Raw genomic sequence first — 19,244 nt, 5'->3', positions numbered from 1 at the left:
CGGTTAAGCCTCCAGATCGATCTTGACGGGGTTCTGAGCGGCGTGCGGGTGCTCGGGGCCAGCGTAGACCTTGAGCTTCGTCGCCTGCTGGCGGCCGAGGGACGTGTGGGGAAGCATGCCCTTGATGGCGTGCTCGACGACACGCTCGGGGTGCTTCTCCATGGCCTCCTTGAAGGACTCCTTCTTCAGGCCACCCAGCCATCCGGAGTAGCGCCAGTACTCCTTGTGGTCGGCCTTGACGCCGGTAAGCTGGACCTTGTCGGCGTTGATGACCACCACGAAGTCACCCGTGTCGGTGTTGGGGGTGTACTGGGGCTTGTTCTTACCACGAAGGATCATGGCAGCCTTGGTAGCGAGGCGGCCAAGGGTGGCGCCGTCGGCGTCGATGAGCACCCAGTTGCGCTGGACCTCACCCTTCTTGGCGTAATGAGTCGACTTGTTCACTTGACTCCTCCATGTGCTTACTAAACAGAACGCGTTTTCCTGTGAGATTACGGGGCTCAGTGGAAAAGCTTTAGAAGTATACAACACCATGGGGCGCGCGACACAAAACACGACATTCCCACACAAAAGACGCAGTTCGGGCCCGGACGTCATCGCCCGGGCCCGATTGCCGTGCATTGGTCGGCCAAGGCCTGCCCGGCCCCTACCCCACCAGGATCTTCAGGTCGTCGTCCACGTTCGTGATGCCGGCGATGCCGAAGTTGTCCACGAGGACCTTCGTCACGTTCGGCGAGAGGAACGCGGGCAGCGTCGGCCCAAGGTGGATGTTCTTGACGCCAAGAGCAAGCAGGGCGAGAAGGACGATGACCGCCTTCTGCTCGTACCACGCGATGTTGAAGGCCAGCGGCAGGTCGTTCACGTCATCCAGCCCGAAGATCTCCTTCAGCTTCAGCGCGATGAGGGCGAGCGAGTAGGAGTCGTTGCACTGGCCGGCGTCCAGCACGCGCGGGATGCCGGTTCCGGGGACGTTGCCGAGGCCGAGCTTGTTGTACTTGTACTTGGCGCAGCCCGCCGTGAGGATGACGACGCTCTCGGGAAGCGCGCGGGCGAAGTCCGTGTAGTAGCTGCGGCTCTTCGCGCGGCCGTCGCAGCCGGCCATCACGACGAACTTCGTGATCTTACCGGTCTTCACGGCGTCGACCACCTGGTCGGCGAGGGCGAAGACCTGGTCGTGGGCAAAGCCGCCCACGATGGAGCCCTCCTCGATCTTGGTGGGCGGCTCGCAGGTGCGGGCGAGCTCGATCAGTGCCGAGAAGTCCTTCTCGCCCTGCTCGTTGGCCTCGATGTGGGTGCAGCCGGGGTATCCCGCAGAGCCGGTGGTGAACATGCGACCCTTGTAGGAGTCGCGCGGGGGCACGATGCAGTTGGTGGTCATGAGGATGGGGCCGTTGAAGCTCTCGAACTCCTCGTTCTGCCTCCACCACGCGTTGCCGTAGTTGCCCACGAGGTTGTCGTACTTCTTCAGCGCGGGATAGTAGTTCGCAGGGAGCATCTCGGAGTGCGTGTACACGTCGATGCCCGTGCCCTTGGTCTGCTCAAGCAGCATCTCGAGGTCGCGCAGGTCGTGGCCCGAGACGAGGATGCCGGGATTCGAGCGCGGCTCGATGCTGACCTCCGTCACCTCCGGGCTGCCGTACGCACCGGTGTTCGCGGCATCCAGGAGCGCCATGCCGTCCACGCCGTGCTTGCCGAGCTCAAGGGTAAGCGCGACGAGGTCATCCACGCCCAGCGTGTCGTCCAGGGTCTTCGCCAGGGCCTCCTGCATGAACGCGTCCACGGACTCGTCGTACTTCAGCAGGGCATTCGCGTGCGCCGTGTACGCGGAGAGACCCTTCACGCCGTAGGTGATCAGCTCGCGCAGGCTGCGCACGTCCTCGTCCTTGCACGAAAGCACGCCGACCGTTGCCGCCTTCGCGGCGAAGTCGGCGTCCTCGCCGCACCAGAGCGCGGCCTCGGGCAGGCCGTCCGTGTCGCCGAGCTTTGCCAGGAGCGACGCCTTCACGCTCAGCGTGCGCTCGATGCGCTCGCGGATGGCCGCCTCGTCGAAGTTCGCGTTGGTGATGGTGTGGAACATGTTCGTGGCGACGAGGCTGTTTACGCCGCGCGAGACCGACTCGCCCTTCGCGCGCAGCGCGCTCGTCACGGCGGACAGCCCCCTCGTCACGTAGACGAGCAGGTCCTGCATGGCGGCGACCTCCGGCGACTTGCCGCACACGCCGCGAATCGTGCAGCCCTTGCAGCCCGCGGTCTCCTGGCACTGGTAACAGAACATCTTGGGATCCATCGAACACCTCTCTCTGACGCGCGGCCCCCGCCGCGACCCTCACTAACGTGAGCCTACGCCAGACCGAGGTCGCAATCAGTTGCACTTGCAACAGCCGCCGAGTTGCTCACAAGCCGCACGCATGCGCTTCTCGCCCAGGCGCCGCGACCGGGCGAGAAGGACGCGGCCGCGGGGTCGCGACACGGCCGCGGGCGCGGCGCGCTACGCCTCGTGGCCGATGAACGCCGCTATCTCCTCCAGGCGCGCCTCCGCCTGCTGGCGCCCCTTCACGTAGAGCGAGAGCAGCGCGCCGCCGTCCGCGCCGGTGACGTCCACGTCGACCGGGTCCGGCGGAGCAATCACCAGCACGCGCGGGTCCTGCTCCGCCTCCATGGCAAACAGCAGGTCGCGCTGGGCGTTGTAGCGCAGGTAGCGCGTCTCGAGCGCATGGGTGAAGTACGGGTAGGCGTCGTAGCGGTGGCTGCGCAGGACCAGCCCCTCGTTGCCGAGGCCCTTGACGTAGTCGCGGTCGCGCGTGAGCACCACGACGGCCCTCCGCGCGCCGTCGTAGCCGTCGACCTTGCGCGCGCCGTCCGAGCCGAGCGCCACCTCGAACGGTATGGAGTCCGTGGTGCCGCCGTCCAGGTAGCGGTTGCCGTCAACCTCCACCATCTGGGACACGCCCGGCATCGAGGCGGACGCCTGCACCTTGGCCACGTCCTCCGGGAAGCTCTTGCACTCGAGGTAGTCCGCCGTGCCGAACACCACGTTGGACGCGACGCTGAACATGCGCGTCGGGTTGCCATTGAACGTCTTGACGTCGCAGGGGTCCAGCACGTTCTGGACCTCCTCGTACATGAACTCGCCGCCGGCGATGTTGCCCGTGGTCAGAAGCGACCAGAACGACATGAACCTGCGGTCGTCCCTAAACGCGAGCATGATGCGGGCCGTGCGGCCGATCTGACGGCTCTTGAAGCTCGACGCGCTGATGGAGCCCGCCGAGACGCCCCACACGCTGCCGAAGTCGTACAGGCCATGCTCCATGAGGACGTCGAGCACGCCCGCCGTGAACATGCAGCGAAATCCTCCGCCCTCAAGCACGAGGGCCGTGTCTTGGGCCGCCATGGGCGTCCCCCTCTCTGTTGGGGCCGGGGCGCGCCGCGCCGGGCCGGCCATGCGTAGCAAAACGGCGCCGCACCCCTTGCGGGGCGGGCGCCGACGAAGTCCATGGTGGAGGCGCGGAGAATCGAACTCCGGTCCAAAGCAGCTCCCTGGCAGGTGTCTACAAGCTTAGTCGCCAATTGGGTCTTGGACGCCGCGCACTTGGCGACCCGCGCTTGGCGTCCCAGCCGGTTCTTGCTTTTCCCTGGGCATACCGACTACGTCCCAGAGAGCATCTCCCTAGATGACGTCGCACCGGGGACGGGAGCGATCCCGGGATTGACGGCTGCTAGTTAATAATTAAGCAGCGAGGGCATAGCCCTGGTAAGAATCGTTGTCAATTAAATTTGACGGTACCCCTGTTTAGCGTGGCGAGGAGACCACGGCCTGCTGCCCACCTCAGAACTACCCTGTCGAAACCAGTCGCCCCCATGAGGTGCTTGGGGCCGAATGCCACCATGCGTCTGTCAAAGTGCCGTCCGGGCCGCGCCCGAACACGTAGAGTCTACCCAACTTTCCGCGCGTCAGACAGCACGACTTTTTGCACCCGGGCGAGAAGGACGAGGCCACGCACCGGCGCGACCCCGTCCTTGCGCACGTGCGCGAGGGGCCGCGGAGGCTACTCCTCCACCCGCTCGAACTGGTCAGGGCCAACGCCGCAGACGGGGCAGACGTAGTCCTCGGGAAGCTCGGGGGTGTCGACCTCGACCTCGTAGCCGCAGACCGTGCAGACGAACTTGTAGGTCTTCTTCTCGTCAGCCATGGTGTTTCCTCTCTCTATGTGGTCGTCCGCGTTCGCGGAACCGTCCCCAGTGTTCGCGACCTCCGCCGGTACGTACGAGGAGGCCTTTGGCGGCGTCTTTCCCTTCAACACCGTGTGGTAGTAAGCATACGTGAGCGGGTCCGCATCGCCAAGGGTCCTGGCGTCCTGCACTTCTCCCACAAACACCGTGTGGGTGCCCACGTCCAGCGTCGCCACGACCTTGCACGACACGACGGCGAGCACGTGCGGAAGCGGGTAGCGGTCGCCGAGCGCCGTCACGGCGGAGTCGATGCCCGCGAACTTGTCGACGTCCGCGGAGGACTTGAAGCCAAAGCGGCCCACGTACTCCATGTCGCACGTCACGTCCAGCGGGCAGAGCGCGAAGTGGCCGGCGTCCAGGATCGCCCGCTGCGTGCGATTCTGCTTGTTGACGACGACCTCTATCTGCAGCGGGGTGCTCGTGAGCTGCAGGCCGGTGTTGATGAGGCACGCCGAGGTGCCGTCGGCTCCGGACGCAGAGACGACGTAGAGCCCGGACGTGAACTTCGTGAACGCGGTGGTGTCCATCTGTCCCTCCAAACGCATGCCTTCGCCCCGTGCGGGGGCGCCTACCGTCATTCTAGGGCCTGGCTCCGCGGCGGCAAGGCGCCATGCCGCGAGCGCCGTGCCGAGCGCTACCCGCGGCTGCGCTCCTTCAGCACGCGGCGGATCTCGCGGTCAGAGTCGCGGCGCGCCATGTCCGCGCGCTTGTCGTACAGCTTCTTGCCCGTGGCGAGCGCGATGGTGAGCTTCACGCGGTTGTGCTCGTCGAAGTACATCTGAAGCGGCACGATGGCGACGCCCTTCGTGCGAAGCTTCTGCTCCATGTAGTCTATCTGCCTGCGGTGCAGCAGCAGCTTTCGCCTGCGGTCCGGGTCCGGGTTCCACACGCCGCCGTTCACGTACGGGTGGATGTGCATGCCGTTCAGCCACACCTCCCCGCCGCGTATGAGCACGAACGTGTCCGTCAGCTGCGTCGCGCGGTCGCGCAGGCTCTTGACCTCCGCGCCCGTGAGCTCGATGCCAGCCTCGAACGTCTCGTCGATCGCGTAGTTGTGGCGCGCGGCGCGGTTCTTCGATATGACCTTTATACCGGGCCGCTTTTCCCTCGCCTTGCTAGCGGCCATCCGCGTCACCTCCGGCCGTGCCCTCGGCGCCGTCCGCCGCGCCCTTCTCGCCCGGCGCATCCTCCTTGCCCGCCGCGCCCTGGTCTGCCGCGAGGTCCTCGTCGCTCTGGCGGATCAGCCTCAGCAGCGCCATGGAGGCGTCCTCGCCCACCAGGTCGCGGGCGCGCACCGTCAGGTTGGTCGCGACGTCCTGCTGGCCGGCCTGCGCGGCGTCCGTGGCGCACATCAGCAGGCAGATGGCGATCTCCGCATTCGCGCCGTCCGGCAGACCCTCCTGGGCAAGAAGGTCGCGGGCCTCGTCGTCGCCAACGAGGTCTGGGTCGTGCGTGGTGCCGGCCGCCTGGTCAAGCGCATGGTCGAGCGCGCGCTCCCTCACGCCCAGGCGACGCCCCGCGCGCAGCGCCGCCGCGGCCGTGCGCGGCTTCTGCTGCACCAGGAAGTACTCGCTGAAGTTCGCGAACGCCCGCGCGAGGTGCCGCGCGTCGCTCGCGCGCTCGAACACGGAGTACGTGAGCGCAAGGTACTCGTTTATGTCGCCGTTCACGCGGAAGAGGTCCGCGAGGTTCAGACGGTTCTCGCACCCCATGGGGTTCCAGCGCACCGCCTGCTTCAGCGCGTTCGTCGCGATGTCGTAGTCGCCGGTGTGCACGGCCGCAAGCGCAAGGTCGCCGTACAGCCGGTCCATGGGCTCGCCCACGTCGCGCAGCTCGCGCGGGTCCTTCTCCACGCGGCGGTACGCCAGGCGCTCGAAGATCGTGGGGAAGCTGAACCACTGCACCTCGTCCGTCGTGGGGCAGTTGCGGTCCACGTACTCCTCCGCGTCCTCCGCGATGCCCAGCAGCACGTCGAGCGCCTCGTCGTTCTGTCCCTCTATCATCAGGGCCTCCGCGTGCGCCAGGCCCTCCGTCATTCCACTCTCGTCCATGTTCCTCCAGCGGCAGCGCCGCCCTCGTGCCCCGCCCGCGGCGGGATTGCGTATGTGTTCTAGGCTACCCGTTGCGCGTCACTTTGATGCATGCGACGCGGCGTGCGCGTCCGCCCGCGCCGGCGCGAAGTCTATCTGCCCGCGCGCCGGGTTCGCCCCCGTGACGGTCACGGCCACGCGCTGCCCGCAGCGCCACGCGCGCCCGGACGACTCGTCCGTCAGGCACAGGCGCTTCTCGTCGTACGCAAACCACTCGTCGCCGAGCGCTCCCACGGGCACCAGGCCCTCCGCGCACGTGTCGTCCAGCGTGACGAAGAGCCCGTAGCGCTCCACGCCCACGACGACGCCCGAGAAGGACTCGCCCACGTGGTTGGCGAACAGCTCGGCCATCTTGACCTTCTGCGTGTCGCGGGCCGCGCCGTCCGCGATGCGCTCGCGGTCGGAGCACGTGCGGCACAGCTGCGCGAAGCCCCGCGCCACGTCCAGCTGCTCGCGGCTTTGCGCGCGCCCCTCGAGCTGCGCCCTGAGCGCGCGGTGCACGACGTCGTCCGGGTAGCGCCTGATGGGCGACGTGAAGTGGCAGTACGCCTTCGCGCCCAGCGCGTAGTGCCCCTCGTTCTGCGGCAGGTAGACGGCCCGCCTCTGCGCGCGCAGCAGGAGCGTCGTCGCCAGGGCCTCGCCGGCGGTGCCGCGCGCGGCCTCAAGCACCTGCCGGATGGCAAACGGGTCGCCCGCGATCACGCGGTCCGCGAGCTCGCCGTGGACGAGCCCCAGCTCCGCAAGAACCGGTATGGTCTGCGCGAGCTCCTCCGGGGAAGGCTGCTCGTGCACGCGGTACGCCGCCGGCGCGTCCGCGTCCGCCAGCATCCGCGCGACGCTCTCGTTCGCGATGAGCATGGCCTCCTCCACCAGGCTCGTCGCGCGCGTCTTGCGGCGGACCTCCACCCCCGTGGGCACGCCCCTCTCGCCCAGGCGGACCCTTGCCTCGCGGGTGTCGAAGTCGATGGCGCCGCGCTCCGCCCGTCGCGCGATGCGAAGCGCCGCCACCTGGTCCAGCACCGCGATGGCCTCCGCCACCCGCGGTGCCGCGTCCGGCGCGCACGGGAGCCCCGCCGCGTCCACGCGGCCCTCCAGGAGCGCGTCCACAGTGTCGTAGTCGAGCCGTGCGGCTGAGCGTATGGCCGTGGGGAACGCCTGCGCGTCCGTCACGTTGCCGCGGCGGTCCAGGCGCATGACGACGCTCATGCACAGCCGGTCCACGCCGGGCCTGAGCGAGCACACGTCGTTGCACAGGCGCTCCGGCAGCATGGGCAGCACGCGGTCCACCAGGTAGACGGAGCATCCGCGGCGCTTCGCCTCGTTGTCGACGGGCGAGTTTAACGGCACGTAGTGCGTCACGTCCGCGATGTGGACCTCCACCTCGAAGCCGTCGTCTACGCGCCTTGCGCCCACGGCGTCGTCGAAGTCGCGGGCGTCGGTGGGGTCGATGGTGAAGACGCAGCTCGCGCGCATGTCGCGGCGCAGCGGGTCGCTCGCGAGGGCGGCCTCGGCGTCCACTGCGATCGCATCCGCCTGCGCGAGCGCCGCCGAGGGAAAATCGCCCGGCAGGTCGTACGACGCGATGACGGACTCCACGTTGAGGTCGAGCTCCGCGGAGGAGCCCACGCGCCGGTCTATGGTGACGACGCCCGCGCTGTGGCGGGAGGGGTACTCCGTGATGCGGGCGGACACGACGTCGCCCTCCCCCACGCCCAGGCGCGAGGCGCTCTTGTCCTGCGGGATCACGAAGAAGTCCCGCTTGATCCGCGCGTCCAGCGGAACGACGGCCCCCAGCGGGTCAAGGTGCCTGTAGACGCCCAAAAACGTCGTCGTCGCGCGCGTGACGACGTTCTGCACGCGCGCAAGCTTTTCTCGCCCGCGCACGTCCTGCAGGCTCACCTGCACCTCGTCGCCGCTCATGCCCTCGCGGATGCCGCCGCGCGCCACGGGAAACGTCCCCTCCGGCGTCTGCACCTCCGCGACGCCGGGCCTCATCACGCGCAGCGTTCCGGTGAGAAGGACGTGCGCCTTGCGCTTGCCCTCCCGTCCGGGACGGCGACGGTTTCCCCTGTGCGGGCGCTTGCGTCCCATGCGAGACCTCCTTTGGTAGGGAAAGGCGGCGTGACCCGCAGGCCGCGCCGCCTTTGTACGAGGACGATGCCGATTGCTTGGCTAGACCTTGAGGTAGCGCCTCATGGCAATCATAGAGCCAAACATGCCGAGGAGCATGCCGATTACGATGAGCCCCGCGTACGTGCCCGCCAGCACGTGCGCCGGCAGGTCGAACGAGAGGAACTTCAGGCTGTTCTGGAGCCTGGGCATGACGACGGCGAGGGCGGCGTTGAGCGTCACGACCGCCAGGACGGAGCCGAAGAGCGCCTCGAGCAGGCCCTCCATCATGAACGGCCCACGGATGAAGCCGTTCGAGGCACCGACCAGGCGCATGATCGCGATCTCGCGGCGACGCGCCGAGATGGCGAGGCGGATGGTGTTGTTGATGAACACGAACGCGATGAACGCGAGCAGCGCCACGAGCACAATCGCACCGATGCGCAGGTAGTAGGTGACGCTGAACAGGCGCTCCACCGTCTCGCGGCCGTACTGGACGGAGTCGCTGGGGTTGGAGGAGTTGTCCGCGACCTTCGCGAAGTCCGCGTCCTTGACGAGCCTGTTCGCCACCTTCTCCACGTCCTGCGGGTCCGACAGCTTGATCACGAGCGAGGCGGGCACGGGGTTCTCGCCGTCGAGGGCGGCGACGGCGTCCGCGGCGTTGCGGTTGCTCATCGTCTCCTTGTACTGCTTGAGCGCCTCCTCCTTGCTCTTGTACGAGACGGACTCGACGTACTTCCAGCCATCGACCTTCTTCTGGAGCGCCTCGACGGCCGTCTTGTCCGCGTTGTCCGAGAGGAACGCCTGGATGGTGACGCGGTCCTCCACGTTGCCGACGAGGTTGCCGACGAGCACGGAGCCGAGCACGAACATGCCGATCACGAAGAGCGACAGGAAGATCGTCACGATTGCCCCGAGCACCGTGGACCAGTTGCGACGGAAGTGGCGGAAGGCCTCGTGGAGCGAGTACCCAATGTTAGATGGCACCATAGAAGCCGTAGCCTCCCTTCTCCTGATCGCGCACCACATGGCCAGCCTCGAGGGCGATCACGCGCCTGCGCATGGAATCGACCATCTCGCGGTCATGGGTCGCCATGACGACGGTGGTCCCCGTACGGTTGATGCGGTCGAGCAGCCTCATGATGCCAAGCGAGATGGCCGGGTCGAGGTTGCCCGTCGGCTCGTCGCACACCAGGAGCGGCGGGCGGTTGACCATGGCGCGGGCAACGGAGACGCGCTGCTGCTCGCCGCCGGAGAGCTGGTCGGGGTAGTTGTCCATCTTCTCGGCAAGGCCGACGAGGCGCAGCGTCTCGGGTACCTGGACCTTGATGACCGCGCGCGGCTTGCCGATGCACTCGAGCGCGAACGCGACGTTCTCGTACACCGTCTTGTCCGGCAGGAGCTTGAAGTCCTGGTAGACCGTGCCGATCTGGCGACGGAGGTACGGGACCTTCCTGTCGCGCAGCTTCGTGAGGTCCTGGCCCGCGACGATGACCTTGCCGCTCGTGGCGCGCAGCTCGCGCGTGAGGAGCTTGAGCAGGGTCGACTTGCCCGAGCCGGAGTGGCCGACGACGAACACGAACTCGCCGGGATAGATGTCGAGGCTCACGCCGTCGAGCGCGGGCTTGTTGGGCTGGGCCGGGTAGATGAGTGTTGCGTTTCTGAGCGAGATGGTCGGCCTGCCCGTGTGGGGTACCGCGCGGTTGCCGTCATCCTGCAGGGGCGCGAAGACGCTTTTGGTCTCGGGCTGCGACTCGATGTCGCCCGCGGTCTGCGACACCACGAGGCCCTCGCCCTGCGGTGCCTGCGGCGCGTCCTCGGTGGTGTGCGCCGTTACCGTGGTGACAGGCTGCAGGGGCTCGGCGTCCGCGGGCGCCTGGGGCGCGGGGTCTGCCGGTGTCTGCGCAGCCGGCGCCGCGTGCGCCGCCGCGCTGCGGGCGTTCGCCGCCTCCTCCCGCACGATGGCGTCTACATGGGACTGCGGGTCATCATGGGACCCGCCGCCCTGGACCGCATCGGCCTGCGGGACCTGCGGACTCGTGGAGTCAAGCCTGTCGTCCCCCTGCCGCTCGCTGCTGCGAAAGTGGTTGGCCACTAGAGCTCCTTTTTCTACAAAGCGATACTGACAGAATCTTGTTAAGTCTACCCGGAAACGCAGGTGCGGAGCACGGCGACGCCGGCGTAGCACAGATTAACCAGAGCGCCAAAGAAGGCCAAGGCGCGCTGGCGAGAAGGTCCGCGGCCTTGGGGGCACGCCCTTCTCGCCAGCGCGCGCCCCTTGCCCGCACCCTACGAGCCGATGCGCGTGAAGCCCTCGCCGAAGGCCTCGTGGACCTCGGAGACCACCACGATCGCGTCCGGGTCGACCTCGCCCACGATCTGCTTCAGGCGGGCGGTCTCGGTCCTGCCGCACACGCACATGAGGACGGGCCGGTCGTTGCCGCTCCAGACGCCGCGCGCCCGGAGCTCCGTGCAGCCGCGACCGAGGTCGTACATGATGGCGTTCGCGATCTCCTCGTGCTTGCCCGATATGACGTACGCCATGCGCGCCGTGCGCGGGCCGTCGACGACCGCGTCTATGACGCGTCCGCCAATGTACATGGCGACGCCGGCGAACAGGGCGTTCCGGAGCGAGAACACCGGGATCGACGCGATGACGATCACGCCGTCGATAAGTATGCTCAGCGTGCCGAGCGGCATGCCTATGCGCTTTGCGATGAGCTGCGCCACGATGTCCGTGCCGCCGGTGTTGCCGCCGGAAAGGAAGACGACGCCAACGCCTGCGCCCACGAACACGCCGCCCCAGATGGCGGATATCAGCAGGTCGCCATGGGTGGGCACCGGCAGCACGGGCGCAAGCGCGTCGATCACGAAGCCGGACACCAGGATGCCGGCGATGCTGCGCGTCACGTAGGACCAGTCGCGCGTGCGCAGCACCACGTACACCAGAAGCACGATGTTCATGGCGATGGTCTGTATGCCGACGGGAAGCGTGACGCCCGCCGCCTTGCCCACCGCGTAGATGATGGTCGCCAGACCCGTGAGCCCTCCGGCCGCGATGCCGTTTGGCAGCTCGAAGCAGTCGATCCCGATGGCAAACAGCACCGAGCCCGCAACTATCAGGAGCGCGTCCTTCGCCGCACGCCTCCAGTCGAACCTGTGCCTCATTCGTCACCCCCGCCGACGCGCCACCTGTGATAGCCGATCACAAACGGGTCGAGGTCGCCGTCCTTCAGCACGGCGTCCACGTTGCCCGTCTCGATGCCCGTGCGCAGGTCCTTCACCATCTTGTACGGGTACAGGACGTAGCTCCTGATCTGGTTGCCAAAGCCTATGTCGCGCTTCGGGCCGCGCAGCTCGTCGATCTCGGCCTCGCGCTTCGCGAGCTCGCGCTCGTACAGGCGGCTGCGCAGGATGCCCATGGCGATGGCCTTGTTCTGAATCTGGCTGCGCTCGTTCTGGCACGTGACGACCGTGCCGGTGGGTATGTGCGTTATTCTCACCGCGGAGTCGGTGGTGTTGACCCCCTGCCCGCCGTGGCCCGTCGCGTGGTAGACGTCGATCCGCAGATCCTGGGGGTCGATGTCCACGGTCACGTCGTCCGGCAGCACCGGCAGCACCTCCACGCCCGCAAACGTGGTCTGCCGGCGCTTCTTGTCGTCGGTGGGAGAGATCCTCACCAGCCGATGCACGCCCTGCTCCGCGCGAAGCATGCCGTACGCGTTTCTGCCGGACACCGTGAACGTCGCCCGGTCGATGCCGATGACGTCTGCCGCGGGGGCGTCGTTCACGTCCACCTTCCAGCCGCGCCGCTCGCAGTAGCGCAGGTACATGTGGAAAAGCATGTCGCACCAGTCCTGCGCCTCGAGCCCGCCCTGTCCGGGCGTCACCGTCACGATGGCGTCGCCGTGGTCGAACTCCCCCGTAAACCACGTGGAGAGCTCCAGCTCCCCAAGGTCCGACACCAGCCGCTCCAGCGTCGAGCTCGCCTCGGCGAGAAGGTCCTCGTCTCCGGTCTCCTCGCCCAGCTCAAGGGCAGCCTTCACGTCCTCGAGCTCCGAGCGCGCGGAGTCGATGGCCACGACGTCCTCCTTGGCGCGCGTCAGCTGCTCCATGGTCCTGCTCGCGCCCTCGGCATCCTCCCAGAACCCGGGCTCGGCGCTCAGCTTCTCGAGCTCGGCCACCTTGCCGCGCTTCTCGTCCACGTGGAGGTAGTCCTCCACCTTGTCGAGCCTCTCGGATAGCCCCTCGATGTCTTCTCTGGAGATGTCAGTCATTTCCCACGCTTTGCTATCGATTCCTGCCGTGGCAGTTCTTGAACTTCTTTCCGCTTCCGCAGGGGCAGGGGTCGTTGCGCCCGACGCCCACGTACGGGTCGGGGTCATCGGCCTTGCGGTACGTCGTCGGCTTGTCCGGGGCGGCCATGTGCCTCGCGCCGCCCGGGGCGCCGGCGCGTTCGCTCATCTCCGCCCTGTGGGAGGACTGGTCGCCGTCGACGTCCGCGGGACCGGAGTATTTCGCGCCCCTCAGGTCGTCGGACTCGTCGGCCTCCGTCAGCGGCGCCGCAAGCTCCAGACGCAGGATCGTGCGCAGGAAGTCCTCGTACATCGTGTTCACGAGCTCAGTAAACGCCGCGAACGCCTCCGTCTTGTACTCCACGAGCGGGTCGCGCTGGCCAAAGCCCCTCAGCCCGATGCCGGTCTTCAGGTAGTCCATCTCCTGCAGGTACGCCATCCACCTCGTGTCGATGACGCGCAGCATCACCTGGGCCGAGAGCTGCTGCATGATGTCGTCGGACAGCAGCTTCGACTTGGCGTCGTAGCACTCGATCACGTAGTCGTACACGGCGTCCGCGATGGCGTCGCGGTCCTCGTCGTCCTCGAACTCCGGCAGGTCCGTCCTGCCGGTCAGCTCCACGACCCACTTGCGCAGGCCCTCGACGTCCCAGTCGCTCGGGTCAACGTTCTCGCCGCAGAACTCCTGCACCCTGCGGTCGACGGTCCCGCGAGTCACCTCCGCCACGTGCGCCACGAGGTCCTTCCCGTCGAGGATCTTGTTCCTCTCCTCGTAGATCACCTGGCGCTGCTTGTTCATGACGTCGTCGTAGTCGAGGACGTTCTTGCGCATGGCGAAGTTTATCTCCTCCACCTTGCGCTGGGCGCTCTCCACGGCCTTCGTGACCATCTTCGCCTGGATCGGCATGTCGTCCGGCATGTCGTACTTCGTCATCATCGCGGAGATGCGGTCCATGCGGTCCCCGCCGAACAGCCTCATCAGGTCATCCTCGAGCGAGAGGTAGAACTGCGTCTCGCCGGGGTCGCCCTGGCGGCCGGCACGACCGCGGAGCTGGTTGTCGATGCGTCGGCTCTCGTGGCGCTCGGTGCCGATCACGCACAGTCCGCCAGCCGCGAGCACGTGCTCCTTCTCGCGCGCGCAGATCTCCTTCGCCTTCTTCAGGTACGGTGCGCGCATCTCCGCGCTCACGCCCTCGCTCACGTCGATGCCGTCGTCCTGCATGAGGTCGATGGCAAGCACGTCGGGGTTGCCGCCCAAAAGGATGTCCGTACCACGACCGGCCATGTTCGTTGCGATGGTGACGGCACCCTCGCGGCCGGCCTGCGCCACGATCTGCGCCTCGCGCTCGTGGAACTTCGCGTTCAGCACCGCATGCTTGATGCCGCGCTTGTCCAGAATGCGCGAGAGACGCTCGGAGCTCTCGATCGACACCGTGCCAACCAGGACAGGCTGGCCGGTCGCGTGCCTCTTCGCAACGTCGTCCGCCACGGCGTTGAACTTCGCCTCGACCGTCCTGTACACCAGGTCGTCGTGGTCGATGCGCTGCACGGGCTTGTTGGGCGGAATCACCTGCACGGGCAGGTTGTAGATCTCCCTGAACTCCGCGTCCTCCGTCATGGCGGTTCCCGTCATGCCCGAGAGCTTGTCGTAAAGGCGGAAGTAGTTCTGCAGCGTGATGGTCGCAAGCGTCTGGTTCTCCTCGCGGATGTACACGCCCTCCTTCGCCTCAATCGCCTGGTGCAGGCCCTCGGAGTAACGCCTGCCCTCCATGATGCGGCCCGTGAACTCGTCGACGATCTTGACCTCGCCGTCCACCACGACGTACTGCTGGTCCCTGTGGAACATGTACTGGGCCTTCAGGGCCTGCTGCAGGTGGTTGACGAGCTGCCCGGACATGTCCGAGTAGATGTTGTCGATCCCCAGGCTCCGCTCGATCTTCCTCAGTCCCTGGTCCGTCGCCGCGATGGTGTGCTTCGCCTCGTCCATCTCGAAGTCGACGTCGGGCGTCAGCCCGCGCACAGCCCGCGCGAAGTCCTTGTACGTGCTCGCGGACTTCGTTCCCGCGCCCGAGATGATGAGCGGGGTCCTCGCCTCGTCGATCAGGATGGAGTCGACCTCGTCCACGATCGCGAAGTGGTGACCGCGCTGCACGCGCATGTCCGCGCGACCAACCATGTTGTCGCGCAGGTAGTCGAAGCCAAACTCCGAGTTCGTGCCGTACGTCACGTCCGCATTGTACGCGGGCTTCTTCATGTCCAGCCTCATGCCGTTCTGCAGGATGCCGACGCTCATACCCAGGAACTTGTAGACCTGGCCCATCCACTCGCTGTCGCGCTTCGCAAGGTAGTCGTTCACGGTGACGATGTGCACGCCCTCGCCCGGAATCGCGTTCAGGTAGCCGGCGAGCGTCGACACGAGCGTCTTGCCCTCGCCGGTCTTCATCTCCGCGATCATGCCCCGGTGAAGCGCGATGCCGCCGATCACCTGCACGTCGAAGTGCCTCATGCCGAGCGTCCTGACCGACGCCTCCCTCACCGTGGCAAATGCCTCGGGGAGAAGATCGTCCAACGTCTCGCCGTTGGCGTACCTCTCGCGGAAGAGCGCGGTCTGGCCCCTGAGCTCCTCATCGCTCAGCGCCTTGACCTGCGGCTCGAGGTCGTTGACCTTCTCCGCTATCGCTTCAAACTCCTTCAGCTGCTTATCCGCGCCATGAGAAAGCAATTTAGAAAAAAAGTTTGGCATAATCTTTCCTCTGGACATCAGCCTGCGCGGCGACCGCGGGCACATTAATCAACGCTCCCACTTTATCAATAGGAGGCAGCAAGCGCAGCGCACGCCCGTGTAACCATCAAATTGGCACCGCCCGCGGTCACCTTCGCGCCTCTCCTAGGAAGCCTCCTCGTCGGCCCCAGCTGCAACCCCGTCTATTTTCTCAGCCGTCAGGCTGCTCCCGCTGTGTTCCAGGGCCTCGTCCACGCTCTTCCTGACTGGCTCCGACGGCAGCGCGTGGTACTTATGGACAAGAGCGTCCTTGTAGCGACGATACGCCGTCACGATCTCTGCGGTCCGGCCAAGCACGCCCAGCGCAGTCACGTACTGCAGCAGAGCGTCCTCGCGCAACGAGTCGTCCTTGAGCGCCTCTCCCGACAATTGTGACGAGAGGTACGTCTTCCCCTCTCGCAGCGCAGCCTTGGCACCGGCCACCATCACGTCGGCATGCAGAGTCGTTAGCGACTCTATTCGGCTCTCGATAGCACCGGAGGGGTCGTCGATCATCTCTGCGACACCACCAGAGTAGATGTCCCTCGCCTCGCTTGCCAGAGCCACGACGCTTCTGTCCATGCCCTCACTTGAAAGCGCGTCGTTCGCACGAGCCTCGAACTCGTCCACATCTATAGTGACCTTCGCCATGTCGAGGGCAATCCTACCCGAAGACCGTCCCGTTAAGATGACGGATTCCCTGTCATCACCAACCCTAAGAATCTTGCGAGCAAGGCAGACCGTCTCGTAGAGCTTCTGGTTCCCCGTGCTGTAGTCGTAGTCGCCCCAGACCATATTGATTGCCTCGCGCTTGGCAAGGGAGTGTCCTCTTGTCAGGGCAAGCGCATAGACGAGGTTTCTTCCACGCCGTGCGCCAAGTGCGCTTACGGGAAGTTCTCTTCCATCGATTGCCACGGAGAACGTTCCGAGTGTCCTGATTCTCACCGGTTTGTCACCCTTCTCCTTGTCACCCTCGCCAAAGTTCCGCTCAGGTACGTCCCCCTGGTCCTGAGACTCGTTCATCGCACCAAGCAGGCTCGAGGAATATCGGACCCAATTCGCAGGCATGATGGACCTGATGTTTCTCGAAGCCTGACCGCAGTCGTTCAGGAGCAGATTCAGTGCCCAGAGAATCTCCCTCGAGCAGGTTGACCGCTGGAGCACATCGAACCGGACGGGACTGCTCGTGTCACCCCGGGAGGCCTGCGCAAGCATCCTCCTCAGATCGTTCAGGGCGCCAACCGCAGGACCAGAGCCGCGAGACCGAACCTTGCCCTCAAGCTCCGTCCCAGCTGCAACCTCGATTGCATCGGCGACCAAGCTCGCAGCCGCGCAGAGGTAGTCAGCCGAGGCATCGCGAGCCAGCGATGCTGCTCGTTTTGCCCTTACGCTCGCACTTGCATAGGCCTTCATCCTCAAGTCTGCCACCGCAGCCGCAATGAGAAATGCCGACTGAGGTACCAAGTCGTCTGTCGACCCGAGTCTTGTCACGATTTTCTCGACCTCGGGGAAGGCGGTCACCCGACCCATTAGGATGCGAAGCGCCGACCGCATCCCCAGATGTATGGAGGCGAGTCTTCCCGACCCGCATTCCGTGAATACCTCCAACGACGATCCCGTGCCGCTTCCATTGCGCGCAGGCACCTCGCCAAGCATCATCTCGCAAATATAGAAGTCGTCTGCAAGCATGGCCGCCGGAATACCGTCCATCCTCTTTCTTCCCGGATTGTCGAGCAGGGCATCAAAGCCGGCCAGAAACTTGCCATCCACGATGTATTTTGCTGCGTGCAGATGGTCATACATCAGCTCTATTTGGTCGTCATCCAAGTTCGGGTTGCGTCGTATCCTCGCGATTCGACGTCCTGACATCAGCTCGCGACAGGCACCGAGCATTGCGGCATGCCGAAGCGCAGATTTTTCGTACACGTCGGTCTTCGTCAAAGCGCTGCAGGACTCGCGAAGACCGACCGCCTCATCCCTCTTCGCCGAGACCTCCGCAACGGCAAGGCTGTTGATCAGCGCCCTCTGCTGCGCGGCATCGTCATTTGGATCCGAGAGACGAATCGACCTCGACACCAATGACGCGTGTCCAGCACACACCAGGTCGACGCCATGTCGCGAGGCGAACGACATTGCGAGGGCGGAGTCACGAATCGCGTCGAGCACAAACCCCATGCGTCGATACTCCCCTCGTCTTCCGAGCGTATCGGCAACATTCAGCGCGACATACTCCGCGTTCTCACACGCTTCCGCAATCTCTTGCCTGCAATCATGAAAGACCTCTAGGTCACTTACTCCGGCGACATGAAAAGAAGAGTCCGCCACAGACACCCCGAAGAATGGCGCTTCTCGTTCAAGCAGAGACAACGACTCTTCGTCCGCATGCTGACAAATGCGGACGGCGTCATCCAGGGATCCACTGCCAAGAAGCAGGAGGGAAAGTCGAAGCTCGATTTCCTCGTTTGGAAGAGAGTCTCGAACCGCATCCGCAATCATTTCGCGGATAGCCTTTCGATACGTATGCCCGCCACGGTCAATTCTCTCTCCGATTTGATAATCAGACCTGAGAGCGGTAATCAGCTTCGGGATACCGTTCGTCAGGGTGGTACCTTGGCCTGGGTATGACCTGGCAAGAAGCCTGTGCATGTCCATAACAAATGGGTTCTCCAGCACGTCGATCAACCCTTCGCATTCGGGCCTGAGCGCAATTACGACGATACATCCGGCGTTCGACATCTTTTTCACCGCCCGAGCTATGCGCGAGTAAGAACGTTCGTCAGCAGCCGGCACATCATCGACGCAAACGGTGATTCTGGGAGAACCTTCCGACTGCTGCACAGTCTCCCTAGAAAAGCGTACGAACCTTTGTCCAAGCTCATTCTCGTCGCACTTCTTAAGGGAGATTGTCTTAATTCCAGCGCCAATACTCCTCTCGTGCGCAGCAATGCAATCCAAGAAGAATGACTTACCAACCCCAGCGTCGCCGCAGATTACTACGACCTTCTCTCGAGAGCTAACCACGTTGCTCCACGCGCCCATCAGCTCGTTGCGAGAGGGTAGCGTGCACGTTCTAAGCTCGGAGAAACTATCTTCCTCAGAATCGATAATCGGGTGCATCTGCATTCGGATTCCTTTCACGTCTGTCGCCTGTAGAGCATCACTTACTAATAGATGCACCATATTTGTAGGAATCTCATTGTGAAATTGTATGAATTTTTGTACTGAATATTCAATTGACGCAGATGACTGCAAGTTCCGCGGCAACTTCGAACTCTTCTTTACGAAAAACGCCGCATCCGTCTACTTTCGTACCGGATACGGCATATTTCGTTCTATTTCATTTCTTCTTTTATAGCTGAAATATATATGCGCTACTTGAATTGTCTTCATTGTCGCAGGAAATCGATGGAATATATCAAAAATAGGGCAACAAACAATTCTATGCTGACAGCAATCTATCACATTGCACGGTTATCATGGTTTATCTTAGGCACCTGTGAGCCGCAAGGAATCCTAAGAACAAGTTTGATATGCCCCACACAACTCCGGCGCGAGACGCGAAAATGCCCCTAGTTGGTCAGCGACGTCCTGCTCTCCCACGGACTCGCTCCGCAGTACCATCGGCGCTCGGGGGCTTAACTTCTGGGTTCGGAATGGGACCAGGTGTGCCTCCCCTGCCATGGTCGCTGACCAACTAGGGGCATTCTTCGGTTCCGGGGCCGGCTCCGCCGTGCCCTGGGGGCCGCACAGCGCGACAAG

Annotated in this window: 13 protein-coding genes, 1 rRNA gene, 1 other RNA gene and 1 pseudogene; all 16 read right to left on the bottom strand. The window is 64.8% G+C overall.

Going from position 1 to position 19,244, the window contains the following annotated elements:
* Positions 1-3 precede the first annotated feature (3 nt).
* Complete coding sequence (gene rplM, locus HF885_RS03720; RefSeq protein ID WP_090846835.1) at positions 4-444, bottom strand: 50S ribosomal protein L13; 441 nt, start codon at positions 442-444, stop codon at positions 4-6.
* A gap of 202 nt (positions 445-646) precedes the next feature.
* Positions 647-2,287 carry a hydroxylamine reductase gene (gene hcp, locus HF885_RS03715; RefSeq protein ID WP_170103621.1) on the bottom strand — a complete coding sequence of 547 codons (1,641 nt, stop codon included), beginning with the start codon at positions 2,285-2,287 and terminating at the stop codon, positions 647-649.
* Between the two features lie 201 nt (positions 2,288-2,488).
* On the bottom strand, positions 2,489-3,391 hold the full coding sequence (locus tag HF885_RS03710) for a patatin-like phospholipase family protein (protein ID WP_170103620.1): 903 nt from the start codon (positions 3,389-3,391) through the stop codon (positions 2,489-2,491).
* Between the two features lie 103 nt (positions 3,392-3,494).
* Positions 3,495-3,858: a transfer-messenger RNA gene (gene ssrA / locus HF885_RS03705) on the bottom strand.
* Positions 3,859-4,046: 188 nt separating this feature from the next.
* On the bottom strand, positions 4,047-4,190 hold the full coding sequence (locus tag HF885_RS10310; RefSeq protein ID WP_206109796.1) for a rubredoxin-like domain-containing protein: 144 nt from the start codon (positions 4,188-4,190) through the stop codon (positions 4,047-4,049).
* Between the two features lie 135 nt (positions 4,191-4,325).
* Positions 4,326-4,757: pseudogene (locus tag HF885_RS03700) on the bottom strand (flavin reductase family protein); the annotation flags it as partial.
* Positions 4,758-4,864: 107 nt separating this feature from the next.
* Positions 4,865-5,356: an SsrA-binding protein SmpB gene (gene smpB, locus HF885_RS03695; RefSeq protein ID WP_170103618.1), complete on the bottom strand. Its 492-nt coding sequence runs from the start codon at positions 5,354-5,356 to the stop codon at positions 4,865-4,867.
* Positions 5,346-6,281 carry a hypothetical protein gene (locus tag HF885_RS03690; protein WP_170103617.1) on the bottom strand — a complete coding sequence of 312 codons (936 nt, stop codon included), beginning with the start codon at positions 6,279-6,281 and terminating at the stop codon, positions 5,346-5,348. Before HF885_RS03690 ends, smpB begins: the two co-directional genes overlap by 11 nt.
* Positions 6,282-6,359: 78 nt before the next feature.
* Positions 6,360-8,411 (bottom strand): ribonuclease R family protein, encoded by a 2,052-nt coding sequence (locus HF885_RS03685; protein WP_170103616.1) that lies wholly within the window; start codon positions 8,409-8,411, stop codon positions 6,360-6,362.
* A gap of 81 nt (positions 8,412-8,492) precedes the next feature.
* Positions 8,493-9,419, bottom strand: coding sequence for a permease-like cell division protein FtsX (gene ftsX / locus HF885_RS03680; RefSeq protein ID WP_170103615.1), 927 nt, complete (start codon positions 9,417-9,419; stop codon positions 8,493-8,495).
* On the bottom strand, positions 9,406-10,524 hold the full coding sequence (gene ftsE, locus HF885_RS10630) for a cell division ATP-binding protein FtsE (protein ID WP_170103614.1): 1,119 nt from the start codon (positions 10,522-10,524) through the stop codon (positions 9,406-9,408). Before ftsE ends, ftsX begins: the two co-directional genes overlap by 14 nt.
* A 194-nt stretch (positions 10,525-10,718) precedes the next feature.
* Positions 10,719-11,597, bottom strand: coding sequence for a YitT family protein (locus HF885_RS03670; RefSeq protein WP_170103613.1), 879 nt, complete (start codon positions 11,595-11,597; stop codon positions 10,719-10,721).
* The gene (gene prfB / locus HF885_RS03665) at positions 11,594-12,706 is read right to left on the bottom strand and encodes a peptide chain release factor 2 (RefSeq protein ID WP_170103612.1); all 1,113 of its coding nucleotides are present in this window, start codon (positions 12,704-12,706) and stop codon (positions 11,594-11,596) included. Before prfB ends, HF885_RS03670 begins: the two co-directional genes overlap by 4 nt.
* Positions 12,707-12,719: 13 nt before the next feature.
* Complete coding sequence (secA, locus tag HF885_RS03660) at positions 12,720-15,467, bottom strand: preprotein translocase subunit SecA (protein ID WP_170103611.1); 2,748 nt, start codon at positions 15,465-15,467, stop codon at positions 12,720-12,722.
* Positions 15,468-15,611: 144 nt separating this feature from the next.
* Positions 15,612-18,608: an AfsR/SARP family transcriptional regulator gene (locus tag HF885_RS03655; protein ID WP_170103610.1), complete on the bottom strand. Its 2,997-nt coding sequence runs from the start codon at positions 18,606-18,608 to the stop codon at positions 15,612-15,614.
* A 452-nt stretch (positions 18,609-19,060) separates the two neighbouring features.
* Positions 19,061-19,176: ribosomal RNA gene (rrf, locus tag HF885_RS03650) — 5S ribosomal RNA — on the bottom strand.
* Between the last annotated feature and the right edge of the window lie 68 nt (positions 19,177-19,244).

The organism is Parafannyhessea umbonata, assembly GCF_012844235.1.
In the GTDB taxonomy this organism is placed as follows: domain Bacteria; phylum Actinomycetota; class Coriobacteriia; order Coriobacteriales; family Atopobiaceae; genus Parafannyhessea.
Note: the sequence above shows the minus strand (reverse complement) of the source record. Positions and strands in the feature narration are given on the sequence as shown.